Origin of the sequence: Streptomyces sp. NPDC052236, assembly GCF_044548015.1 — a bacterium.
Taxonomy (GTDB): domain Bacteria; phylum Actinomycetota; class Actinomycetes; order Streptomycetales; family Streptomycetaceae; genus Streptomyces.
The window spans coordinates 157,164-178,528 of the sequence record NZ_JBIUBL010000004.1 but is presented as its reverse complement, the minus strand read 5'-3'; the positions used below and the strand labels follow the sequence as shown (position 1 = coordinate 178,528).

The window sequence follows — 21,365 nt, the reverse complement described above, 5'->3', positions numbered from 1 at the left end:
CCTGCCGGCGGGGGGTGGGGTTGTCCCCACCCCCGATCCGCCAGCAGCCGTCATGGCCCGGTCAGCCCCCTGATCCGTAGGTTCGTGGCATCGACCAGCGATCACGCACCGGAAGGCGGACGACACCATGGGGCTACGACGCACCAATCGCGGGCACGAGAGCGACGACGCGACGGCAGCGCCCTACAGCCGTGCGGCCGTCGAGTTCCGTGACGTACGCCGTCAGTACGGCCGTGGGGCGTCCGCCGTACACGCCCTGCGCGGCATCGACCTCGCCCTGCCGCGCGGCAGCTTCACCGCCGTGATGGGCCCGTCGGGCTCCGGCAAGTCCACGTTCCTCCAGTGCGCGGCCGGGCTCGACCGGCCCACCTCAGGGTCCGTGCACCTCAACGGCACCGAGATCACCAGCATGAGCGAGAACAGGCTGACCGAGCTGCGCCGCACCCGCCTCGGCTTTGTCTTCCAGGCGTTCAACCTGCTGCCGTCGCTGACCGTCGAGCAGAACGTCCTGCTCCCGCTGCGCCTCGCCGGTCACCGCGTCACCCGCGGCAAGGGCCGCCGCCGCGCCGCCGACGCGCTCGCGCAGGTCGGTCTCGCCGACAAGGGGACACGCCGCCCCTCCGAACTCTCCGGCGGCCAGCAGCAGCGGGTCGCGATAGCCCGCGCGCTGATCGCACAGCCCGATGTGCTCTTCGCGGACGAGCCCACGGGCGCGCTGGACACCACGACCGCCGCGGAGGTCCTCGCGCTGCTGCGCTCGGCGGTGGACTCTCCCCCAAGCTCTCGGCTTCGCTCGAGCAGGGGGTACCCCCATGGCGCGACCGTCGTCATGGTCACCCACGACCCGACGGCCGCCGCCTACGCCGACCGCGTCCTCTTCCTCGCGGACGGCGCGATCGCGGACAGCCTGCCGCGCGCGAGTGCCGAGCAGATCGCGACGCGTATGACGTCCCTGACCGCGCCCGCCTTCGCGGGAGCAGCCGCTTAACACTGCCGCTAGGGTCGGATGCATGGTGCAGAAGATCCTGAGCCTGGCCGAGGTGGAGACCATCGCCCGCGCGGCCCACGCCGGTCAGACGGACAAGGCGGGACGGCCGTACGCCGAGCATCTCGCCGCCGTCGCCGAGGGCGTACGCGCCCGGGGCGGGAGCGACGAGCAGATCGCAGCGGGCTGGCTGCACGACTCCGTGGAGGACGAGGCGCTCCCCCGGGAGTGGCTGGAAGCGGCGCCGCTCCCGCAGCCGGTCAAGGACATGGTTCTCGCCCTCACCAAACGGGAGGGCGAGAAACTGGAGGACTACACCCGCCGGATTCTGGCCACTCCCGGCGCGCTCCTGGTCAAGGAGGCCGATCTCGCGCACAACGCGGATCCGGCGCGGCTCGCCGTGCTGGACGAGGCGACGCGGACGCGGCTGACCGCGAAGTACGCGAAGGTACGCGGCCTCCTCGGACTGCGGGGCTCAGCGCCGGAATGAGGGCCCGAGCTCCGTCGCGTCGCGCCGGAACGCCCACGTCATGTCCGGCTCGGTCACCCAGCGCAGCGCCCGCCGCACCGGCGGCGTACACATCAGTGTCACCGCGCCCGCGGCGACGACCGTCACCACGATCTCGCCGCCCGGTGTGGACAGCCACGCGTTGGACGAGAAGACGTGCCCGTAGTCGGCGGCCTTGATCAGCAGGCCGTGCAGCAGATAGCCGCAGATGGTCCCCGCCCCCAGCACCGTGAACCAGGTCCTGCGGCGCGGCACCCAGGCGAGGAACCCGGCCGCCAGCAGCACCGCGCACCCGAAGAACGCCAAGGTCATCACCGGCCCCGCCCACCACGCCACGCCCAGGTCCTGCGCCGCGCTGGAGCGGTAGAACCAGCCCAGGTTCATCCGGGGCGCCACCCAGTAGGCGAAGGTGCCCACGCCCGCGAACAGCGGCAGCGCCAGCAGCCGCACCTCGCGCCGCCGCACCAGCTGGAAGTGCTCGGGCTTCAGACACAGCCCCAGCACGAAGAACGGCAGGAACTGCAGTACGCGCTGGAGGTTGAGGTCGGCGCCGATGTTCGGGGTCATGGCGGCGAGCGAGGCCAGGGCGAGCGCGACCGGCAGCGGCCAGCGGATCAGCCGCCACAGCGGAGTGGTCAGCCGCCAGATGAACAGTGCCGCCAGGAACCAGGTCAGATAGAACGGGTCGAGCAGGCTGATCGGCTGCTCGGGGGCGTTCTGCGCCCACCGCCGGAAGAGGGAGTACACCACCTCGAAGACCACGTACGGCAGGGCGATCCCGGTCAGCAGCCGTCTGATCTGGTCGGGCCGGCCGGTGTAGCTCCGTGAGAAGTAGCCGGAGACGATGATGAAGGCGGGCATATGGAAGGTGTAGATCAGCATGTAGAGCGCCCGGGACGCCCGGCTGCCCTCCATCACCGGCTCCCACGCGTGCGCCACCGCCACGAGCATGATCGCCAGGTACTTCACGTTGTCGAAGTAGGCGTCTCGCCTGGTGGACTTCGGGGCGGGCTTCGGGGTGGACTTCTCGGCCGGTTCGGCCGGCGCGTCGGCCACCGGTGTACGCGCCTGCCCGATTCTCTGCGTCGTAGGGACGGGCTCCGACTCCCGGGCCGTGGGGAGCGGGGCCCTCTGATATCCATGCGGAGCGTGGAACATCTGCCGCACCCTAGCCGCGCCGAATCGGTTTCGTAAAACCTCCCAGGCATGTCCCCCATTCGATTCGGAAACAGTCGCCAACCGCCCGCTATGCCCCATTTAATCCCCGTTAAATGGGGCATTTTGTTGCACTGTTACGACGAGGTGAATTAACTCACCGTTTATCTTTGAATTTGTCGTGACCGCGCTGTGCGGACATGGAAACGATCAGGCCGAATTTCAACCGGTATTTCACCCCGCCGGGCGGGGTGGCCCCTGCGTGGGAGGCACTTCGGGCCACGCCGGCCGTGCGGCTGGCGCGATCCCGCCGTCGACGATTCGTCAGCGAGGGGCATGTACGGCGCTGTTGGTGGCACGATGGTCATGGCGGGGGTGTGCGGGGCCGCACGCTGCCGGGCCGGGCAAGGCGGACCGACCGAGGGTGTGATCAGTTGTGGCCATTTCACTGTCTGTTGTGCTGCTGTTGGCAATAGTCCTTGTTGTGCTGATTCGCGGCGGATCCCTCAAGGGCGGACCGGCCGTCGTCGCGGTGCTCTTCGGCTTCTTTCTCGCCTCGACGGGCATGGCGCCGTCGATCCAGAGATTCCTCGACTCGCTGGCCGAAACCATCAACGAGATCAACTTCTGACCCGGTCCCTCCGCACGCTCCGGAGAACGCCTCAGGCCCGGCTCGGGTGATCAACCACCGAGCCGGGCCTGAGGCGCTACGGATCCTGCTGGAGAGCGGGCGACGGGAATCGAACCCGCGTAGCTAGTTTGGAAGACTAGGGCTCTACCATTGAGCTACGCCCGCAAAAGACCGCACCGCAGGTCACGAGGGCCACGGCACGAAAAGCATCGTAGCGGGTCCGGGGGCGGTGGCGCACACCCCATCAGCTCCCGCACTCTCTGGCGGACAATGCGGCAGCCACGCCGCCTGCGGCCATGTACCCTACGTGTCGCACCGACGGGGTGTGGCGCAGCTTGGTAGCGCGTCCGCTTTGGGAGCGGAAGGTCGTCGGTTCGAATCCGGCCACCCCGACCACCACCACGACGTCTCCTCAAGATCGCATTGTGGGGCTCATCCCGCTTGCCGCTACTATGCAAGCTGCGTGCCCGTATGCCTGACGAGTCGACACGATTCCGACGAAAAAGCGGGCCGAATCCGCTGCACCGCCTCTCATCCGGCGGACGCGGCAGAACCCCAGAATCAGCCACCAAGGAGACCGAACCGTGAAGAGCGCCGTGGAGACCCTGAACCCGACTCGGGTTCGGCTCACAGTCGAGGTGCCCTTCGAGGAGCTCAAGGACAGCCTCGACGCGGCGTACAAAAAGATCAACCAGCAGGTCACGGTCAAGGGCTTCCGTAAGGGCAAGATCCCGGCCCGGATCATCGACCAGCGGTTCGGCCGTCCCGCGGTGCTGGAGGAGGCTGTCAACGACGCCCTCCCGAAGCTCTACACCGAGGCGGTCAACGAGGCTGAGCTGAACCCGCTCGGCCAGCCCGATGTGGACATCACGGAGCTGAAGGACGGCGAGTCGCTCTCCTTCACCGCCGAGGTCGACATCCGTCCGACGATCGAGATCCCGGACTACTCCGGCATCGAGGTCACCGTCGACGCCGTTGAGGTCAGCGACGAGGACGTGGACAAGGCCGTCGAGGACCTGCGTGGGCGCTTCGCCTCCACCAACCCCGTCGAGCGCGCCGCCGCCGAGGGCGACGTCATCACGATCGACCTCGAGGCCAAGGTCGACGGCGAGGTCCTGGAGGACGGCGTCGCCAGTGGCGTCTCGTACACCATCGGCTCCGGCGAGCTGCTCGACGGCATCGACGAGGCCGTCACCGGCCTGTCGGCCGACGAAGAGGCCACCTTCACCTCCGAGCTCAAGGGGGGCAGCGCCGAGGGCAAGGAGTCCGAGGTCACCGTCAAGGTCACCGCGGTCGCCGCCCGTGAGCTGCCCGAGCTCGATGACGACTTCGCGCAGATGGCGAGCGAGTTCGACACCCTCGAGGAGCTGAGGGCGGACAGCCGCAAGCGCCTGCTGAACATGAAGCAGTACGACCAGGCCACGCAGGCGCAGGAGCGTGTGCTGGACGAGCTGCTGAAGCTCACCGAGGTCCCGATCCCCGAGAAGCTTCTCGAGGACGAGATCAACACCCGCAAGCACAACCTGGTGAACCACCAGCTCGCGCAGATGGGCATCGACCTCGGCAAGTACCTGGAGATCCAGGGCAAGACCGAGGAAGAGTTCGACGCCGAGACCCGGGAGCAGGCGGTCAAGGGCATCAAGACCCAGTTCATCCTTGACGAGCTGGTCACCAAGGAGAAGCTCAACGTCAACCAGGAGGAGCTCACCGAGCACCTCATGCGGCGCGCCTCCTCCTCCGGCATGAGCCCGGACGAGTTCGCCAAGGCCGTTGTCGAGGGTGGCCAGGTGCCGATGCTGGTCGGCGAGGTCGCCCGCGGCAAGGCGCTCGCGGTGGTTGTCGAGGCGGCCAGGGTCGTGGACACCGCCGGTGAGGTTGTCGACCTCAGCGACGAGTACGACGACGAGAACGACGAGGACGAGGCCACCCAGGCGGCTGAGGCCGCCGAGACCGTCGAGGCCCCCGCTGAGACCGTCGAGGCCGCCGCGACTGTGGAGAGCGACAAGCCCGCGGAGAAGCCCGAGGCCTGAGCCCCGCGCTGACCCGTACGCCCCCTTGTTCCGGGCCCTGGACGCGACACGCGCCCGGGGCCCGGAGTCGTACTCCCGCCGGTCAACTACCCTGCGCTCACCTTGCGCTCCGAGCGAACAGCCCTGGAAGCGGGATGGCCCCCGCCTACCAGCGCGTTAGGGTCCATGAGTACGAGGCGAGGCAAGCCACACGAGCCCCGTCCCCGGTACGAAGACGCTGAGACGGCCGAAGCCGTCAGAGACGAGCAGGTGGATACGTGACGAATCTGATGCCTTACGCCGCCGGTGAGCCGTCCCTCGGTGGTGGCCTCGGTGACCAGGTCTACAGCCGACTGCTCGGCGAGCGCATCATCTTCCTCGGCCAGCAGGTCGACGATGACATCGCCAACAAGATCACGGCGCAGATGCTGCTCCTTGCCGCGGACCCCGACAAGGACATCTTCCTTTACGTCAACAGCCCCGGTGGCTCGGTGACGGCGGGCATGGCGGTCTACGACACCATGCAGTACATCCCGAACGACGTGGTGACCATCGGCATGGGCATGGCGGCCTCCATGGGCCAGTTCCTGCTGACCGGCGGCGCCGCGGGCAAGCGCTTCGCGCTTCCCAACACCGACATCCTCATGCACCAGGGGTCCGCCGGCCTCGGAGGCACCGCCTCCGACATCAAGATCCAGGCCGAGTACCTGCTCCGTACGAAGCGGCGCATGGCGGAGATCACCGCCCAGCACTCCGGCCAGACAGTCGAAACGATCATCCGCGACGGTGACCGCGACCGCTGGTTCACGGCCGAAGAGGCCAAGGAGTACGGCCTCATCGACGAGATCATCTCTGCCGCCTCGGGCGTTCCGGGCGGCGGCGGCACCGGGGCCTGAGCCTTCAGCCCTCTGCCGTAGCCCGCCTCAGTCAAACGAACGCCCCAGGATGGTGAACACCCACATGAGCAACTTCTCTTCGCATGCTTCGCACGCCGCGAGTGGCCTCTACACCGGCCCGCAGGTCGAGAACCGGTATATCGTCCCGCGCTTCGTGGAGCGCACGTCGCAGGGTGTGCGCGAGTACGACCCGTACGCGAAGCTCTTCGAGGAGCGCGTGATCTTCCTCGGAGTCCAGATCGACGACGCCTCCGCCAACGACGTCATGGCGCAGCTGCTGTGCCTGGAGTCGATGGACCCCGACCGTGACATCTCGGTCTACATCAACAGCCCCGGCGGCTCGATGACCGCGCTCACCGCGATCTACGACACGATGCAGTTCGTGAAGCCGGAAATCCAGACGGTGTGCATGGGCCAGGCGGCCTCCGCCGCGGCCGTGCTCCTCGCGGCCGGCACCAAGGGCAAGCGCATGGCCCTGCCGAACGCCCGTGTGCTGATCCACCAGCCGTCCTCGCAGACCGGCCGTGAGCAGCTCTCCGACCTGGAGATCGCGGCCAACGAGATCCTGCGGATGCGCCAGCAGCTCGAAGAGATGCTGGCCAGGCACTCCACCACGCCGATCGAGAAGATCCGTGACGACATCGAGCGCGACAAGATCCTGACCGCCGAGGACGCGCTCGCGTACGGCCTGATCGACCAGATCGTCTCGACCCGCAAGATCACCGCCGCCGTGCCGGCCTGACCGGGCCGACGCCCTTGGCGCGGCGCACGACCATGTGAACCGCGCCAAGGGGGGCCCGAACGAGGGGCCAGGCAAGGTACCGTCGGATATGAGGCACCAGGAGTCGGCTGAACCAAGCTGCTCCCAGGCGAAGGGGAAGCACCTCGTGGCACGCATCGGTGATGGCGGCGACTTGCTCAAGTGCTCGTTCTGCGGAAAGAGCCAGAAGCAGGTGAAGAAGCTCATCGCAGGGCCCGGTGTGTACATCTGCGACGAGTGCATCGATCTCTGCAACGAGATCATCGAGGAGGAGCTCGCCGAGACCTCCGAGGTGCGGTGGGAGGAGCTCCCCAAGCCGCGCGAGATCTACGAGTTCCTCGAGGGGTACGTCGTCGGGCAGGAGCCCGCGAAGAAGGCCCTCTCCGTGGCGGTGTACAACCACTACAAGCGCGTCCAGGCCGGTGAGAACGGTGGCGGCGCGAGCCGCGAGGACGCCATCGAGCTGGCGAAGTCGAACATCCTCCTGCTCGGGCCGACCGGCTCGGGCAAGACGCTGCTCGCCCAGACGCTGGCCCGCATGCTGAACGTCCCGTTCGCCATCGCCGACGCGACGGCGCTGACGGAGGCCGGGTATGTCGGCGAGGACGTCGAGAACATCCTCCTCAAGCTCATCCAGGCGGCCGACTACGACGTCAAGAAGGCCGAGACCGGGATCATCTACATCGATGAGATCGACAAGGTGGCGCGGAAGAGCGAGAACCCGTCGATCACCCGGGACGTGTCGGGCGAGGGCGTTCAGCAGGCGCTGCTGAAGATCCTTGAGGGTACGACGGCGTCGGTCCCGCCGCAGGGCGGCCGGAAGCACCCGCACCAGGAGTTCATCCAGATCGACACGACGAACGTGCTGTTCATCGTGGGCGGCGCCTTCGCGGGCCTGGAGAAGATCATCGAGTCGCGGGCGGGCGCGAAGGGCATTGGCTTCGGCGCGACGATCCGCTCCAAGCGCGAGATCCAGGCGAGCGACCAGTTCCAGGAGGTCATGCCGGAGGACCTGGTGAAGTTCGGGATGATCCCGGAGTTCATCGGCCGCCTCCCGGTCATCACCTCGGTCCACAACCTGGACCGTGAAGCGCTCCTGAAGATCCTGATCGAGCCGCGCAACGCGCTGGTGAAGCAGTACCAGCGGCTGTTCGAGCTCGACGGCGTGGAGCTGGAATTCGACCTCCCGGCGCTGGAGGCCATCGCCGACCAGGCCATCCTGCGCGGCACGGGCGCGCGCGGCCTGCGCGCCATCATGGAAGAGGTCCTGCAGTCGGTGATGTACGAGGTCCCGTCCCGCAAGGACGTGGCCCGCGTGGTCATCACCCAGGACGTTGTCCTGTCCAATGTGAACCCGACGCTCGTCCCGCGCGAGCCGCGGATCGTGAAGAACGACGGCCGGCACGAGAAGTCCGCGTAGCGGTACACGCATACGACGCCGAAGGGGCGCCCGGCCAGTCCACCTGGCCGGGCGCCCCTTCGTTGCGACCGAACATTAGGTCCTGCTAATATTTTTGAAGTGGACCGTCCGTACGAGTTGAGGTTCTTCGCTGATGTCCTGGAATGGATTCGAACGCTCGCCAAGGAGGATCCGGATAGTCACGATCACGTCATCGCCGCGTTGGAGCGACTCCAGGAGTCGGGACCAGCGCTGCGACGTCCGACCGTGGGGGCCATCGAGAACAGTCAGTTCCGCAATATGCGTGAACTCCGCCCGCGCAACGGGAGCTCCGTCAATATCCGGATGCTGTTCATCTTCGATCCAGTGCGACGAGCAGTGTTTCTCGTGGCGGGAAACAAGGCGAGCGGTCGGCAGTGGGCGGCCTGGTATCCCAAGGCGATCAAAGAGGCCGATGCCAAGTACAACGCTTACCTTGAAGCCCTGAAGGAGGAGGACGAATCATGAAGCTCGGCAGCATGGCCGACCTCAGGTCAGACATCACCCCGGAGAAGCGTGAACGCATCGACTCCATCAAGCGGGAGATGGTCGATGCGGAGCGGGGACATGAGCTGGCGTCGCTCCGGAAAGCTCAGGGAATGACGCAGGCCCAGGTCGCGCAGGCCATGGGTGTGACCCAGGGGCGTATCAGCCAGATCGAGCGCGGAGGGGTTCGTCTGGATACATCGACGATGGCCGCCTACCTCGAAGCCATCGGCGGAGAGCTGACGATACTGGCTACGGTGGGCAACCGGTCCATCCGGCTCTAACGGGGCCAGGCGACCTACGGGTGAAAGGGGCACCTCGCCGGCTAGCGGGACTGGCAGCCCGGGCACCAGAAAAGGTTGCGGGCCGACAGAGCCGACGTGCGGATCTCGGCTCCGCAGATATGGCACGGCATCGTCGCCCGGCGGTAGACGTAGACCTCGCCGCCGTGGTCGTCCACCCGCGGTGCGCGGCCCATCACCTCGGGCATGTGCTCGGGGCGGACCGTGTCGATGCGGTTGTTGCGTACGCCCTCGCGCATCAGCTCCACCAGGTCCCGCCAGATCGCCACCCACTCCGCGCGGCCGAGGTCCCTGCCCTCGCGGTAGGGGTCGATGCCGTGCCGGAAGAGGACCTCGGCACGGTAGACGTTGCCGACGCCCGCGATGATCTTCTGGTCCATCAGCAGCGCGGCGACCGTCGTACGGGAGCGGGAGATACGGGCCCAGGCGCGGTCCGGGTCGTCAGCCGCGCGCAGGGGGTCCGGACCCAGGCGGGCGTGGATCGCGTCCTTCTCGCCGTCCGTGATCAGCGCGCAGGTCGTCGGGCCGCGCAGATCCACGTACGCCGTGGGCGCGGCGAGACGCAGCCTGACCGTGTCCGTGGGCGGCGGCGCGGGCGTCGCGCCGAAGGTGACCTTGCCGAAGAGGCCGAGGTGGATATGGATCCAGCCGAGCGGGCCGAAGCCGAGGAAGAGGTGCTTGCCGTGCGCCTCGGTCGTCTCCAGCACCTGGCCGTCGACCAGCGCCGCACTGTCGGAGAACTTCCCCTGCGGGCTGGACGCGCACACAGGACGGCCGCCGAACCTGTCGTGGTGGTCGGCGGCCAGTCGGTGGATCGTATGGCCCTCGGGCACGCTCAGACCTGCGGGTGATGCGCCGGGATCGGGGGGAGCACGCCGGTGGTCTCGTACAGGGAGAGCATCTCGATGCGGCGCGTGTGACGCTCCTCACCGGAGTACGGCGTGGTGAGGAAGATCTCGACGAACCTGGTCGACTCCTCCAGCGTGTGCATCCGGCCGCCGATGGCGATGACATTCGCGTCGTTGTGCGTGCGGCCGAGCTCGGCGGTCTGCTCGCTCCAGGCCAGTGCGCAGCGCACGCCCTTGACCTTGTTGGCGGCCATCTGCTCGCCGTTGCCGGAGCCGCCGATCACGATGCCCAGGCTTTCCGGGTCCCCGGCCGTCTTCTCGGCGGCCCGCAGACAGAAGGGCGGGTAGTCGTCCTGGGCGTCGTAGACGTGGGGCCCGCAGTCGACGGGCTCGTGGCCGTGGGCCTTGAGCCACTCCACGAGGTGGTTCTTGAGTTCGTATCCGGCATGGTCGGAACCGAGGTGCACGCGCATGGTCCGAGTGTGGCATGTGGGCGGGACGGCTGCGATCAGGGGGGCGGGCACGGATGCCCTCAGTTAACGATCCGGAGTCAGGGGTTCCGTAGCGGAGAGCTAAACGTTTGAATGCGGGTGCTCGTACAACGAGTGGACTCAAACCTAAGGAATCGTCCATGAACTCGCAGCAGACCCTCCCGAAGGAAGGCGGAAAGGCCGGTACAACCGGTAACCCGCAGCCCTCCGACGGTCTCCAGGCCGGGCTCAAGAACCGGCACCTGTCCATGATCGCCATCGGCGGCGTGATCGGCGCCGGGCTGTTCGTCGGCTCCAGCTCCGGCATCGCGGCGGCCGGCCCGGCCATCCTTCTCTCGTACGCGCTCGTGGGCACGCTGGTCGTCTTCGTGATGCGGATGCTCGGCGAGATGGCTGCCGCCAACCCGAGCTCCGGCTCCTTCTCCGCCTACGCGGACCGCGCGCTCGGCCGCTGGGCCGGGTTCTCGATCGGCTGGCTGTACTGGTTCTTCTGGGTCGTGGTGCTGGCGGTCGAGGCGACGGCCGGAGCGTTCATCCTCGAAGGCTGGATGCCGGCGGTCCCGCAGTGGGGCTGGGCGCTGATCGTGATGGTCGTGCTGACGGCGACGAATCTCGCGTCCGTGGCCTCGTACGGCGAGTTCGAGTTCTGGTTCGCGGGCATCAAGGTCGTAGCGATCAGCGCCTTCGTACTGATCGGTGTGCTCGCGGTCTTCGGGGTGCTGCCCGGCTCGGACAACCCGGGCGCGGGCTTCGCGCATCTGACCGACGCGGGCGGGTTCATGCCGAACGGCGCGGGCGCGATTCTCACCGGTGTCCTGATGGTCGTCTTCTCCTTCATGGGCAGCGAGATCGTGACGCTGGCGGCGGGCGAGTCCGAGGACCCGCAGCGGGCGGTCTCCAAGGCGACGAACAGCGTGATCTGGCGGATCGGCGTCTTCTACCTCGGATCAATCTTCGTGGTGCTGACGCTGCTGCCGTGGAACGACGCGTCGATTCTCGAGAAGGGCTCGTACGTCGCCGCCCTCGACTCGATCGGCATCGCGCACGCCGGGCAGATCATGAACGTGATCGTGCTGACGGCGGTGCTCTCCTGCCTCAACTCCGGGCTGTACACCGCCTCGCGGATGGCCTTCTCGCTGGGGCGGCGCGGCGACGCGCCGAAGGCCTTCGGGCGGACGAACGCGCGGGGTGTGCCGCGTGCGGCCATCCTCGGCTCGGTCGTCTTCGGCTTCCTCGCCGTCTTCTTCAACTACAAGTGGCCCGACACGGTCTTCGCGTTCCTGCTGAACTCGTCGGGCGCGGTCGCGTTGTTCGTCTGGCTGGTCATCTGTGTCACGCAGCTGCGGATGCGCGGGATCATCCTGCGCGAGTCGCCGGAGAAGCTGGTCGTACGGATGTGGCTCTTCCCGTATCTCACGTGGCTGACCATCGCGATGATCGTGTTCGTGCTGGGCTACATGGTCTACGACGGGGGCGACGCGCGGGAACAGGTGCTGCTGTCGATGGCGGTGGCGGCGGTCGTGGTGGCCGTGGCAGTGGGCCGCGAGAAGCTCGGCAAGCGTGACCACACCAAGGTGGACGACCTGGTCTGAAACCTGGTCCCAAAACCTGACGGCATCCGTCAGGTTTTGGAGCCATGCTCCCCGCGAAGCCGATCGGCTTCGCGGGGAGCGTCTCTGATTGGCTGAGCAATCCTGAGGTTTCCTCATGATTCGTGCCTGGTGAGATGCCGGGCATTGCCAATCGTGATCGTGCCCTGGTGCCGGTCGGCAAGCCGTCGGCCCGTGTGAGCACGTCCCTCCGGACGCTGGTTGGCCCAGCCACCCCCGAGAGCGACCCAGATCTGTACTGGGCTCTGCTCGGCGCCGGGCACAACCTGGGCGTGGTGACCGCGATCGATATCGGTCTGATTCCGGTGACCCGGCTGTACGGCGGTTCGGTCCCCTTCGGTGACGAGCTGGTCGAGGATGCTCTGCGTACGTATCCGGAGTGGACCGAAACAGTCCCGGACGAGCTGACATCGTCGCCGGCGGTGATGGTCTTCCCGGACCTGCCGATGATCCCGGAGCAACTGCGCGGCCGGTACACCGCCTCCATCCGGGTCGCGTACGGCGCGGCGGCTGCTGGCGCCGACCGGGCCCGAGTCGCCCATGTGGTGCGTGACGCAGACCAACCACCTGGGCGGCGCGCCGGCGACGGAAAGGGCTCTACGACGCCGGAACGCAGAAGAGGCTCGCCGGGATCAAGTCGCGGTACGACCCGGCGAACCTCTTCCGGCGGAACGACAGCATCAGCCCCGGCGGCCGATGAGCTTCCACGCGGTGGGCAGCGCGCCCATCGCCAGGGCCGCCTTCAGGGCGTCCCCGATCAGGAACGGCACCAGGCCGGCGGAGACCGCCGCGCCGAACGACATGCCGGTGGCCAGCGCCAGATACGGCACCCCGACCGCGTAGATGATCACGGAGCCGACGGCCATCGCGCCCGCGGTGCGCAGGACCGAGCGGTCCGCGCCGCGGCGCGCGAGGTCGCCGACGACCGTGGCGGCGAGGAGCATGCCCAGGATGTAGCCGAAGGACGGCATCCCATAGCCCGAGGCGCCCTCCGCGAACCACGGCATGCCCGCCATGCCGACCACCGCGTACAGCGCGAGGGAGAGGAAGCCGCGGCGGGCGCCGAGCGCCGTGCCGACGAGGAGCGCGGCGAAGGTCTGCCCGGAGACCGGGACCGGGGAGCCGGGGACCAGGACGGAGAGCTGCGCGGCGATGCCGGTGAGCGCCGCGCCGCCGATCACCAGCGCGATGTCACGCGTACGGGAGGCGGGCAGCAGGTCGGCGAGGACCGTTCCGGGACGCAAGGTGACGGAAGCAGTACTCATCAGGACTCCACAAGGGGTAGGGCGCGTGCGGGACAGGCTGACGCTAACCCACGGGAATCGGCCGATCGCTATCGGGCGAGCACAAAGCGGTGGGTGACGAGTTGGTGGTGTTCGCACAGGTGGCGCGGGTGCGGCGTATGGGAGTGTTCACCTTGTGTGAGCATCGTGCCCGTATAGCGGACATCTGTTCCCTGTCAGCGGGACCCTGCCAAGCTGCTGCCACTCCCCTCCGCTACTGAACAGGGCATGCCCATGTCTCGGAACTCCGCGCCCGCGCCCGTCGACCGATCGCCGGCCGACCGATCGCAGGCCGACGCCCCGCTCTCGCACGGACTCAAGCAACGCCACCTGTCGATGATCGCGCTCGGCGGCGTCATCGGCGCCGGGCTCTTCGTCGGCTCCGGCGCGGGCATCGCCGCCGCGGGCCCGTCCATTGTCATCGCCTATGCGATATCCGGCCTGCTCGTCATGCTGGTGATGCGCATGCTCGGCGAGATGTCCGCGGCGAACCCGGCGTCCGGCTCCTTCTCCGTGCACGCCGAGCGGGCCATCGGCCCCTGGGCGGGCTTCACCGCGGGCTGGTCGTTCTGGTTTCTGCTCTGTGTGGCCGTCGGCCTGGAGGGCATCGGCGCCGCCAAGATCATGACGGGCTGGCTGCCGGGCACCCCGGAGTGGGCCTGGGTCGCCCTGTTCATGCTGGTGTTCTGCGTGACCAACCTGGCCGCCGTGAAGAACTTCGGCGAGTTCGAGTTCTGGTTCGCCGCGCTCAAGGTCGGCGCGATCACGGTCTTCCTGGGCATCGGCGTGCTGGCGATCCTGGGCATCCTGCCGGGCTCCGACGCCCCCGGCACGGCCAACCTCACCGGCGCGGGCGGCTTCCTGCCCCACGGCTCCGAGGGCCTCGTCGTCGGCCTGCTGGCCTCGGTCTTCGCATACGGCGGCCTGGAGACGGTCACGATCGCCGCGGCCGAGTCGGAGCACCCGGTCCAGGGTGTCGCCAAGGCCGTCCGTACGGCGATGTGGCGCATCGCGCTCTTCTACATCGGCTCCATGGCGGTCATCGTCACGCTCGTGCCGTGGGACGACCCGAAGGTGGTCGAGAAGGGCCCGTACGTCGCGACCCTCGACCACCTGGGCATTCCCGCCGCCGGGCCAATCATGAACCTCGTCGTGCTGGTCGCCCTGCTCTCCGCGATGAACGCCAATGTGTACGGCGCTTCGCGCATGGCCTGCTCGCTGGTCAGCCGCGGCCAGGGCCCGAAGGCGCTCGGCCGCACCTTCAACGGCGTCCCGCGCACCGCCGTACTGTTCTCGTCCCTCTTCGGCTTCGGCTGTGTGCTGCTCAGCTACTGGCGGCCCGACGACATCTTCCAGTGGCTGCTGAACATGATCGGCGCGGTGATCCTGGTTGTCTGGACCTTCACCGCCGTCTCCCAGCTGCTGCTGCGCCGGCGGCTGGAGCGCGAGTCGCCTCAGAAGCTGGTGGTGCGGATGTGGCTGTACCCGGGGCTGACGTGGGTGGCGCTGGCGGGCATGGCCGCCATCTTCGTACTGATGGCCCGCGAGGCCGACACCCGGCTGCAGCTGCTGTGGACGGGCGGTCTGACGCTGGCGCTGGCGGCGGCCGGCTACGCGCTCCAGCGGTCCCGTTCCCGGCGGTGAGGTGGGGGTGGCGTGCCAGGGCCCGCGCACGCAGGACATGACGTGGACACTCTCCGGCTCCTTTGCGGCAACCCGGTGTGGCGACTGTGTGGCAGAGCACCCCCCACCACGGAAGACCTGAACAGGGAGACCCGTATGTCCGCACGGTCCGCACTGCCGGGACGCCGCTCGATCCTCCTCACGGCGGGCGCGGTTACCGCCGCCACCGCACTACCCGCCACCGCCACCGCTGCCGCTGCCGCTGCCGAGAGTCAGAAACCCCACCCCGCCCGCCCGTTGGTGATCGGCCACCGCGGCGCGGCGGGCTGGCGGCCCGAGCACACCGCCGCCTCGTACACCTTCGCCGCCCAGGCCGGCGCCGACTGGATCGAACCGGACCTCGTCCCCACCAAGGACCATGTGCTGGTCGTCCGCCACGAGAACGAGATCTCGCAGACGACCGACATCGCTCTCCACCCCGAGTTCGCGAACCGCCGCACCACCAAGACGGTCGACGGGCGGGCCGTGACGGGCTGGTTCACCGAGGACTTCACCCTCGCCGAGCTCAAGACCCTGCGCGCCGTCGAGCGCCTGCCGCTCGTCCGCAACCGCAACACCGTCTTCGACGGCCGCCAGCAGATCATGACCTTCCAGGAGGTCATCGATCTCGCCCGCGCCCTGTCCCGGCAGCACGGCCGCCGGATCGCGGTCTTCCCCGAGACCAAGCACCCGACGTACTTCCGCTCCATCGGCCTCCCGCTGGAGCCGGAGCTGATCCGCGTCATCAGGCGCAACCGCCTGGACGCCCGCGACTGCGTCGTCCAGTCCTTCGAGCCGTCCAGTCTTCTGCGCGTCGCCGAGGCGCGCCTGCGGCTGCCCCTGTGGCAGGCGCTCGGCACCACCGGCGGCCCGTTCGCTCACCCGACGACGTACGCGCGGATGATGACCCCGGCGGGGCTGCGGGAGATCGCGGAGTACGCGGACTGGATCGGCCCGGACAAGTCGTCGCTGATCGCGCCGTCGACGCTGCTGGCGGACGCGCACGCGGCGGGGCTGAAGGTCGGCGCGTACACCTTCCGCGCGGAGAACCAGTTCCTTCCGGCCGCGCTGCGCCGGGGCGCGGGTCCGAACGACTTCGGGGACGCGTTCGCCGAGTACGCCCTCCACTACGGCCTGGGCGTGGACGCCGTGGTCACCGACTTCCCGGACCTCGCGATGATCGCCAGGGCCTGATCATCTCCGGCATATCCCGGAACCCTCTTGCTGCTAGCGTGCACTTGCATAAGATGTGCAATAAGCAGTGGGAGGGACCGACCGGACATGGCCACGTACACGCTTCCCGAGCTTCCGTACGACTACGCGGCGCTCGAACCCGTCATCAACCCGCAGATCATCGAGCTGCACCACGACAAGCACCACGCGGCCTACGTCAAGGGCGCCAACGACACCCTCGAACAGCTGGCCGAGGCACGTTCCAAGGAGGCCTGGGGCTCGATCAACGGGCTGGAGAAGAGCCTCGCGTTCCATCTCTCCGGCCACATCCTGCACAGCATCTACTGGCACAACATGACGGGCGAAGGCGGCGGCGAGCCCCTCGCCGCGGACGGCGTCGGTGAGCTCGCGGACGCGCTCACCGAGTCGTTCGGCTCCTTCGTGGGCTTCAAGGCCCAGCTGACCAAGGCGGCGGCGACCACCCAGGGCTCGGGCTGGGGCGTCCTCGCCTACGAGCCGGTCAGCGGCCGTCTGATCGTCGAGCAGATCTACGACCACCAGGGCAACGTCGGCCAGGGCTCGGTCCCGATCCTCGTCTTCGACGCCTGGGAGCACGCCTTCTACCTCCAGTACAAGAACCAGAAGGTGGACTTCATCGAGGCGATGTGGGAGGTCGTGAACTGGCAGGACGTGGCCAAGCGTTACGCGTCCGCGAAGCTGCGCGCCAACAACCTGCTGCTGGTCCCGTAGTCCCGTAGGACACCCGGTCGTCCCGCTCGTGATCGTCTTCTCAGCCTTCACTTGCGGGCGGAATGACGAAGGACCCCCGCGAGGACATGACTCGCGGGGGTTCTTCGCCACGCAGGCCCGCGCACTCGCCGAGGACCGTGAACTCCCGGGCCAGGCCCGTCTCGTGCAGCCGCGCGAAAGGCGTGAAGGGGACGCCGCACTCCGACCCGCCCCGGTCGAATTTCCAGTGCTTGTGGACCGACAGGCGGCAGTCGGCGCGGGCCGAGCCGTCCCGCGCGAGGACGATCGTCCCCGTCAGGCGGTACTGGAGGCCGCGCAGGGCCAGCCACCAGTCCGTACTGTCGCGGCGGCTGATCCGGATGTCGCGCCAGCCGCTGTCCGCCGGGTGGGTCCCGGGGACGCCGCGCGCCAGGGCCTCGGCGCGCCAGTGGGCCAGCTGGGTGACGACCGCCTCGCGGACCGGTGGCAGGTCGAGCAGGGCGCGGGCGTCGACGGAGTACGGAGCACCCGTGGCGGAGACGTAGTGGCGCAGCAGGGCGGCCGCCCGGCGGAGGCCGAGGAGCCACCAGAGCGCCGCCAGGGCACGGCACACCGCCCGTACGCCCCGGTCGGGGAAACGTGCGGGCAGGGTGCCGTGCTCGGCGTTGTCGCCGGGCAGGGCCGGGTTCTCGCGTCCGCCGTCCCTGCCAATCTCCATAGGGGGACGCTAAACCGACTCGCGCGCGGACGCCCGTCGAGGCCGTGAACTCAATCGAAGATCGGGCCGGCGGTCCTGGTGCGCTTGATCTCGTAGAAGCCCGGGATGGAGGCGACCAGCAGCGTGCCGTCCCACAGCTTCGCCGCGTCCTCGCCCTTCGGCGCGGGGGTGACGACCGGCCCGAAGAAGGCGACCTGCTGTCCGTCCGCGCCCGGGACGGCGATGACCGGGGTGCCGACGTCCTGGCCCACCTTGTCGATGCCCTCCTTGTGGGAGGCGCGCAGCTCGGTGTCGTACGCGTCCGAGTCGGCGGCCTCGATCAGCTCCGCCGGGAGGCCGACCTCCTCCAGCGCGGCGGCGATGACCTCGGCGGTGGGGCCCTCGCCGCGGTTGTGGATGCGGGTGCCGAGCGCGGTGTAGAGCTTGCCGATGACCTCGTCGCCGTACTTCTGCTGCGCCGCGATGACGACCCGTACCGGACCCCACGCCTGCTGCATGAGCTCGCGGTACCGCTCCGGGACTTCGTCGAGCTTGTTCTCGTTGAGCACGGCAAGGCTCATCACGTGCCAGTGGACCTCGACGTCGCGGACCTTCTCCACTTCGAGCATCCAGCGGGAGGTCATCCAGGCCCAGGGGCAGATCGGGTCGAACCAGAAGTCGGCGGGCGTCTTACCGGGCTTGCCGTTCTCGGACATGTCTCTCCGTAACGTGTTCATGTGGGTGGTGACTTAACGCGTACGTCTCGAACGGCAACGCCCGCGGTCACCGCGCGATTCCCGGATACCGGGGGCCAGATGCCCATGCGAGGATCGTTGCTGTTCGAACGAGACACGAAGGAGTGCCCGTGCCCGGTGAGAATCTGTCCCGCGACGAGGCCCGTCGGCGGGCAGAGCTGCTGTCCGTCGACGGGTACGAGGTGACGCTCGACCTGCGTTCGGCCGTCGGGGAGGCTCCGGAGGATTCCGGTCCGCGCACCTTCCGCTCGGTGACGACGATCCGCTTCCGCTCCGCCGCGCCGGGGATGACGACCTTCGCCGATCTGCTGGCGCCCTCGGTCACCGCCGTGACCCTGAACGGCCGGTCGCTGGCCCCGGACGCGGTCTTCGACGGCTCGCGCGTCGCGCTGGACGGCCTCGCGGCGGAGAATGTGCTGGTCGTGGACGCCCAGTGCGCGTACAGCCGTACGGGTGAAGGTCTGCACCGCTTCGTGGACCCGGAGGACGGCGAGGTCTACCTCTATACGAACTACGAGCCCGCCGACGCGCGCCGCGTCTTCGCCACCTTCGAACAGCCGGACCTGAAGGCGCCGTTCCGCCTGTCGGTGACCGCGCCGGAGGGCTGGACCGTGTGGAGCAACCGGGAGGGCGCGCCGGACGGGGACGGCGTGTGGCAGTTCGCGGAGACGAAGCCGATCCCGACGTACATCACGGCGGTCGTCGCCGGTCCGTACCACTACGAGACCGATGTCTACACCCGGACGTTCGACGACGGGACGACGCTGGAGATCCCGCTCGGCGCGCTCTGCCGCAAGGGGCTGGCCAGGCATTTCGACGCGGACGACATCTTCCTGGTGACGAAGCAGGGGCTGGACTTCTTCCACGACCACTTCGACTACCCGTACCCCTTCGGGAAGTACGACCAGGCGTTCGTGCCGGAGTACAACATCGGCGCGATGGAGAACCCGGGGTGTGTGACCTTCCGGGAGGAGTTCGTCTTCCGGGGGAAGGTGACGCAGGCGTCGTACGAGCGCCGGGCCAACGTCATCCTGCACGAGATGGCGCACATGTGGTTCGGCGATCTGGTCACCATGCACTGGTGGGACGACCTGTGGCTGAAGGAGTCGTTCGCGGACTTCATGGGCTCGTTCTCGCTGGTGGAGGCGACGCGGTTCACCAACGGGTGGGTGACGTTCGCCAATAACCGCAAGTCGTGGGCGTACCGCGCGGATCAGCTGCCGTCGACGCATCCCGTCACGGCGGACATCCGTGACCTGGAGGCCGCGAAGCTGAACTTCGACGGGATCACGTACGCCAAGGGCGCGTCCGTGCTGAAGCAGCTGGTCGCGTATGTGGGGCGGGACGCGTTCCTGGAGAGCGCGCGGCGCTACTTCAAGCGGCACGCGTACGGGAACACGCGCCTGGGCGACCTGCTGTCGGTGCTGGAGGAGACGTCCGGGCGGGACATGACGGCGTGGTCGCGTTCCTGGCTGGAGACGGCCGGGGTCAACTCGCTGACGCCGGTGGTCACGTACGACGCGGGCAACAGAATCACGGAACTGGCGGTGTTCCAGGAGGCGGCCGAGTCGCATCCGGAACTGCGCCCGCACCGGGTGGCGGTGGGCCTGTACCGGTGGTCGGACGGGCATCTGCTGCGCTACGCGCGGGCGGAGGTGGACGTGGCCGGGCCCCGGACGGTGGTGGCCGAACTGACCGGCGCGGACCGGCCGGACCTGGTGCTGGTCAACGACGAGGACCTCACGTACTGCAAGATCCGCTTCGACGAGTACTCGCTGGAGACACTGCGGGCGCGTCTTGGTGACCTGACGGACCCGCTGGCGCGGGCGCTGTGCTGGTCGGCGCTGTGGAACCTGACGCGGGACGCGCTGATGCCGGCGCGGGACTTCATCGACCTGGTGCTGCGGTTCGGGGGGCGGGAGTCGGAGGTCGGGGTGCTCCAGACGCTGCACGCGTGGGCGCGTTCGGCGCAGGTGCACTACGCCACGCCGGAATGGCGCGAGGAGAGCGGCCGGCTGCTGGCGGAGGGCGCGCTGCGCGAACTGCGGCGGGCGGAGCCGGGCAGCCAGCACCAGCTGACGTGGGCGAGGTTCTTCGCGTCGACGTCGACGTCCGCGGCGGACCTGAAGCTGCTGCGGGACCTGCTGGACGGTACGGCCGAGATCGACGGTCTTGAGGTGGACCAGGAGCTGCGCTGGGCGTTCCTGGAGCCGCTGGCCGCGCATGGGGCGGCGGACGAGCCGCTGCTCGCGGCGGAGCTGTCGCGCGACGACACGGCCTCGGGCAAACAGCACCAGGTCCGCTGCCTGGCGGCACGCCCGTCGGCGGCGGTGAAGGACCAGGCGTGGGCGCAGGTGGTCAAGTCGGACAAGCTCTCGAACGCGTTGGTGGGGGCGACGATCTCGGGGTTTACGCAGGTGGGGCAGGAGGAGTTGCTGGCTCCGTATGTGCCGAAGTACTTCGAGGCGATCGAGCGGGTGTGGTCGGAGCGGTCGATCCAGATCGGGATGGATGTGGTGAGGGGCCTGTTCCCGTCGCTGCAGGCGGACGAGGAAACGCTGGCGGCGACGGACGCGTGGCTGACGTCGCACGAGGGGGCGGCGCCGGCGCTGCGGCGGTTGGTGCTGGAGGCGAGGGACGACTTGGCGAGGGGGCTGCGGGGCCAGGCGTGCGACGGGGCGTCGGGCTGCGGAGCCTGAGTTTTCCCCTACCCGCCCTTTTCCCTGAACCGGGGGCGGGCCCCCGGCCCCCCGAGGAAACGGTGGGGTGCGGGGCACCCACGCCCCGGCGGGAGCGGCGCGGTCGGGAGGCGAGGTCCTGGCCTGAGCCCTCGGGCATGGCCCGGGTCCTTGTCGGGGCGCTGCCCCGAACCCCGCTCCTCAATCGCCGGAGGGGCTGGAGTTTCCGGCCCATGCCGGGAGACGCCGCCCCCCAACCCCAAAACCCC

At 68.6% G+C, this 21,365-nt stretch carries 21 protein-coding genes and 2 tRNA genes; 16 read left to right on the top strand and 7 right to left on the bottom strand.

The features are described 5' to 3' along the window. Positions 1–127 precede the first annotated feature (127 nt). Together ACIHCQ_RS09590 and ACIHCQ_RS09585 are read left to right on the top strand one after the other, a co-directional pair. Entirely contained in the window at positions 128–988 is an 861-nt protein-coding gene (locus ACIHCQ_RS09590; RefSeq protein ID WP_399659560.1) for an ABC transporter ATP-binding protein, read from the top strand. Between the two features lie 22 nt (positions 989–1,010). Beyond that, positions 1,011–1,475, top strand: a complete 465-nt coding sequence (locus tag ACIHCQ_RS09585) for an HD domain-containing protein (RefSeq protein WP_399659557.1) — start codon at positions 1,011–1,013, stop codon at positions 1,473–1,475. Here ACIHCQ_RS09585 and ACIHCQ_RS09580 read toward each other — a convergent pair. Then, the gene (locus ACIHCQ_RS09580; RefSeq protein WP_399659555.1) at positions 1,461–2,651 is read right to left on the bottom strand and encodes an acyltransferase family protein; all 1,191 of its coding nucleotides are present in this window, start codon (positions 2,649–2,651) and stop codon (positions 1,461–1,463) included. The two genes, ACIHCQ_RS09585 and ACIHCQ_RS09580, sit on opposite strands and share 15 nt — an antisense overlap. A 433-nt stretch (positions 2,652–3,084) precedes the next feature. On the opposite strand from ACIHCQ_RS09580, the gene ACIHCQ_RS09575 reads away from it, so the two are divergent. Further along, positions 3,085–3,279 (top strand): hypothetical protein, encoded by a 195-nt coding sequence (locus tag ACIHCQ_RS09575; RefSeq protein ID WP_399659553.1) that lies wholly within the window; start codon positions 3,085–3,087, stop codon positions 3,277–3,279. Between the two features lie 94 nt (positions 3,280–3,373). On the opposite strand, the gene ACIHCQ_RS09570 is transcribed toward ACIHCQ_RS09575, so the two are convergent. After that, positions 3,374–3,444, bottom strand: a tRNA-Gly gene (locus ACIHCQ_RS09570). Positions 3,445–3,598: 154 nt separating this feature from the next. Here ACIHCQ_RS09570 and ACIHCQ_RS09565 point away from each other — a divergent pair. The 7 genes from ACIHCQ_RS09565 (at position 3,599) to ACIHCQ_RS09535 (ending at position 9,152) form a co-directional block, all read left to right on the top strand. After that, positions 3,599–3,675, top strand: a tRNA-Pro gene (locus ACIHCQ_RS09565). Positions 3,676–3,863: 188 nt separating this feature from the next. Beyond that, positions 3,864–5,309 (top strand): trigger factor, encoded by a 1,446-nt coding sequence (gene tig, locus ACIHCQ_RS09560; protein WP_399659551.1) that lies wholly within the window; start codon positions 3,864–3,866, stop codon positions 5,307–5,309. A gap of 269 nt (positions 5,310–5,578) precedes the next feature. Then, the gene (locus ACIHCQ_RS09555) at positions 5,579–6,184 is read left to right on the top strand and encodes an ATP-dependent Clp protease proteolytic subunit (protein ID WP_399660024.1); all 606 of its coding nucleotides are present in this window, start codon (positions 5,579–5,581) and stop codon (positions 6,182–6,184) included. 49 nt (positions 6,185–6,233) lie between these two features. Beyond that, positions 6,234–6,926 (top strand): ATP-dependent Clp protease proteolytic subunit, encoded by a 693-nt coding sequence (locus tag ACIHCQ_RS09550; RefSeq protein ID WP_399659549.1) that lies wholly within the window; start codon positions 6,234–6,236, stop codon positions 6,924–6,926. A gap of 145 nt (positions 6,927–7,071) precedes the next feature. After that, a complete protein-coding gene (clpX, locus tag ACIHCQ_RS09545) occupies positions 7,072–8,364 on the top strand; it encodes an ATP-dependent Clp protease ATP-binding subunit ClpX (RefSeq protein ID WP_399659547.1) in 1,293 nt (430 codons plus the stop codon). Positions 8,365–8,463: 99 nt separating this feature from the next. Continuing rightward, positions 8,464–8,850 carry a type II toxin-antitoxin system RelE/ParE family toxin gene (locus tag ACIHCQ_RS09540; protein ID WP_399659545.1) on the top strand — a complete coding sequence of 129 codons (387 nt, stop codon included), beginning with the start codon at positions 8,464–8,466 and terminating at the stop codon, positions 8,848–8,850. Next, complete coding sequence (locus ACIHCQ_RS09535; protein WP_399659543.1) at positions 8,847–9,152, top strand: helix-turn-helix domain-containing protein; 306 nt, start codon at positions 8,847–8,849, stop codon at positions 9,150–9,152. The genes ACIHCQ_RS09540 and ACIHCQ_RS09535 overlap by 4 nt, the downstream gene beginning before the upstream one ends. Positions 9,153–9,193: 41 nt before the next feature. On the opposite strand, the gene ACIHCQ_RS09530 is transcribed toward ACIHCQ_RS09535, so the two are convergent. Next, entirely contained in the window at positions 9,194–10,003 is an 810-nt protein-coding gene (locus ACIHCQ_RS09530; protein WP_399659540.1) for an Fpg/Nei family DNA glycosylase, read from the bottom strand. Between the two features lie 2 nt (positions 10,004–10,005). Next, positions 10,006–10,491: a ribose-5-phosphate isomerase gene (locus ACIHCQ_RS09525; protein ID WP_399659538.1), complete on the bottom strand. Its 486-nt coding sequence runs from the start codon at positions 10,489–10,491 to the stop codon at positions 10,006–10,008. Positions 10,492–10,649: 158 nt separating this feature from the next. On the opposite strand from ACIHCQ_RS09525, the gene ACIHCQ_RS09520 reads away from it, so the two are divergent. Then, on the top strand, positions 10,650–12,101 hold the full coding sequence (locus ACIHCQ_RS09520) for an amino acid permease (RefSeq protein WP_399659535.1): 1,452 nt from the start codon (positions 10,650–10,652) through the stop codon (positions 12,099–12,101). Positions 12,102–12,750: 649 nt separating this feature from the next. Next, positions 12,751–12,819 (top strand): hypothetical protein, encoded by a 69-nt coding sequence (locus ACIHCQ_RS09515; RefSeq protein ID WP_399660022.1) that lies wholly within the window; start codon positions 12,751–12,753, stop codon positions 12,817–12,819. On the opposite strand, the gene ACIHCQ_RS09510 is transcribed toward ACIHCQ_RS09515, so the two are convergent. After that, on the bottom strand, positions 12,800–13,384 hold the full coding sequence (locus ACIHCQ_RS09510) for a biotin transporter BioY (protein WP_399659532.1): 585 nt from the start codon (positions 13,382–13,384) through the stop codon (positions 12,800–12,802). The genes ACIHCQ_RS09515 and ACIHCQ_RS09510 overlap by 20 nt on opposite strands. A 252-nt stretch (positions 13,385–13,636) precedes the next feature. On the opposite strand from ACIHCQ_RS09510, the gene ACIHCQ_RS09505 reads away from it, so the two are divergent. From ACIHCQ_RS09505 to ACIHCQ_RS09495, 3 genes are all read left to right on the top strand, one after another. Beyond that, complete coding sequence (locus ACIHCQ_RS09505; RefSeq protein WP_399660019.1) at positions 13,637–15,046, top strand: amino acid permease; 1,410 nt, start codon at positions 13,637–13,639, stop codon at positions 15,044–15,046. Between the two features lie 135 nt (positions 15,047–15,181). Further along, positions 15,182–16,258, top strand: a complete 1,077-nt coding sequence (locus ACIHCQ_RS09500) for a glycerophosphodiester phosphodiesterase family protein (RefSeq protein ID WP_399659529.1) — start codon at positions 15,182–15,184, stop codon at positions 16,256–16,258. Between the two features lie 87 nt (positions 16,259–16,345). Further along, positions 16,346–16,987, top strand: coding sequence for a superoxide dismutase (locus ACIHCQ_RS09495; protein ID WP_399659526.1), 642 nt, complete (start codon positions 16,346–16,348; stop codon positions 16,985–16,987). 40 nt (positions 16,988–17,027) lie between these two features. Here the strand turns inward: ACIHCQ_RS09495 and ACIHCQ_RS09490 are convergent, their stop codons facing one another. Beyond that, positions 17,028–17,684, bottom strand: coding sequence for a hypothetical protein (locus ACIHCQ_RS09490; protein WP_399659523.1), 657 nt, complete (start codon positions 17,682–17,684; stop codon positions 17,028–17,030). A 50-nt stretch (positions 17,685–17,734) separates the two neighbouring features. After that, complete coding sequence (locus ACIHCQ_RS09485; RefSeq protein ID WP_399659520.1) at positions 17,735–18,379, bottom strand: DsbA family protein; 645 nt, start codon at positions 18,377–18,379, stop codon at positions 17,735–17,737. Between the two features lie 149 nt (positions 18,380–18,528). On the opposite strand from ACIHCQ_RS09485, the gene pepN reads away from it, so the two are divergent. Continuing rightward, positions 18,529–21,117 (top strand): aminopeptidase N, encoded by a 2,589-nt coding sequence (gene pepN, locus ACIHCQ_RS09480; RefSeq protein WP_399659518.1) that lies wholly within the window; start codon positions 18,529–18,531, stop codon positions 21,115–21,117. Positions 21,118–21,365: the final 248 nt, after the last annotated feature.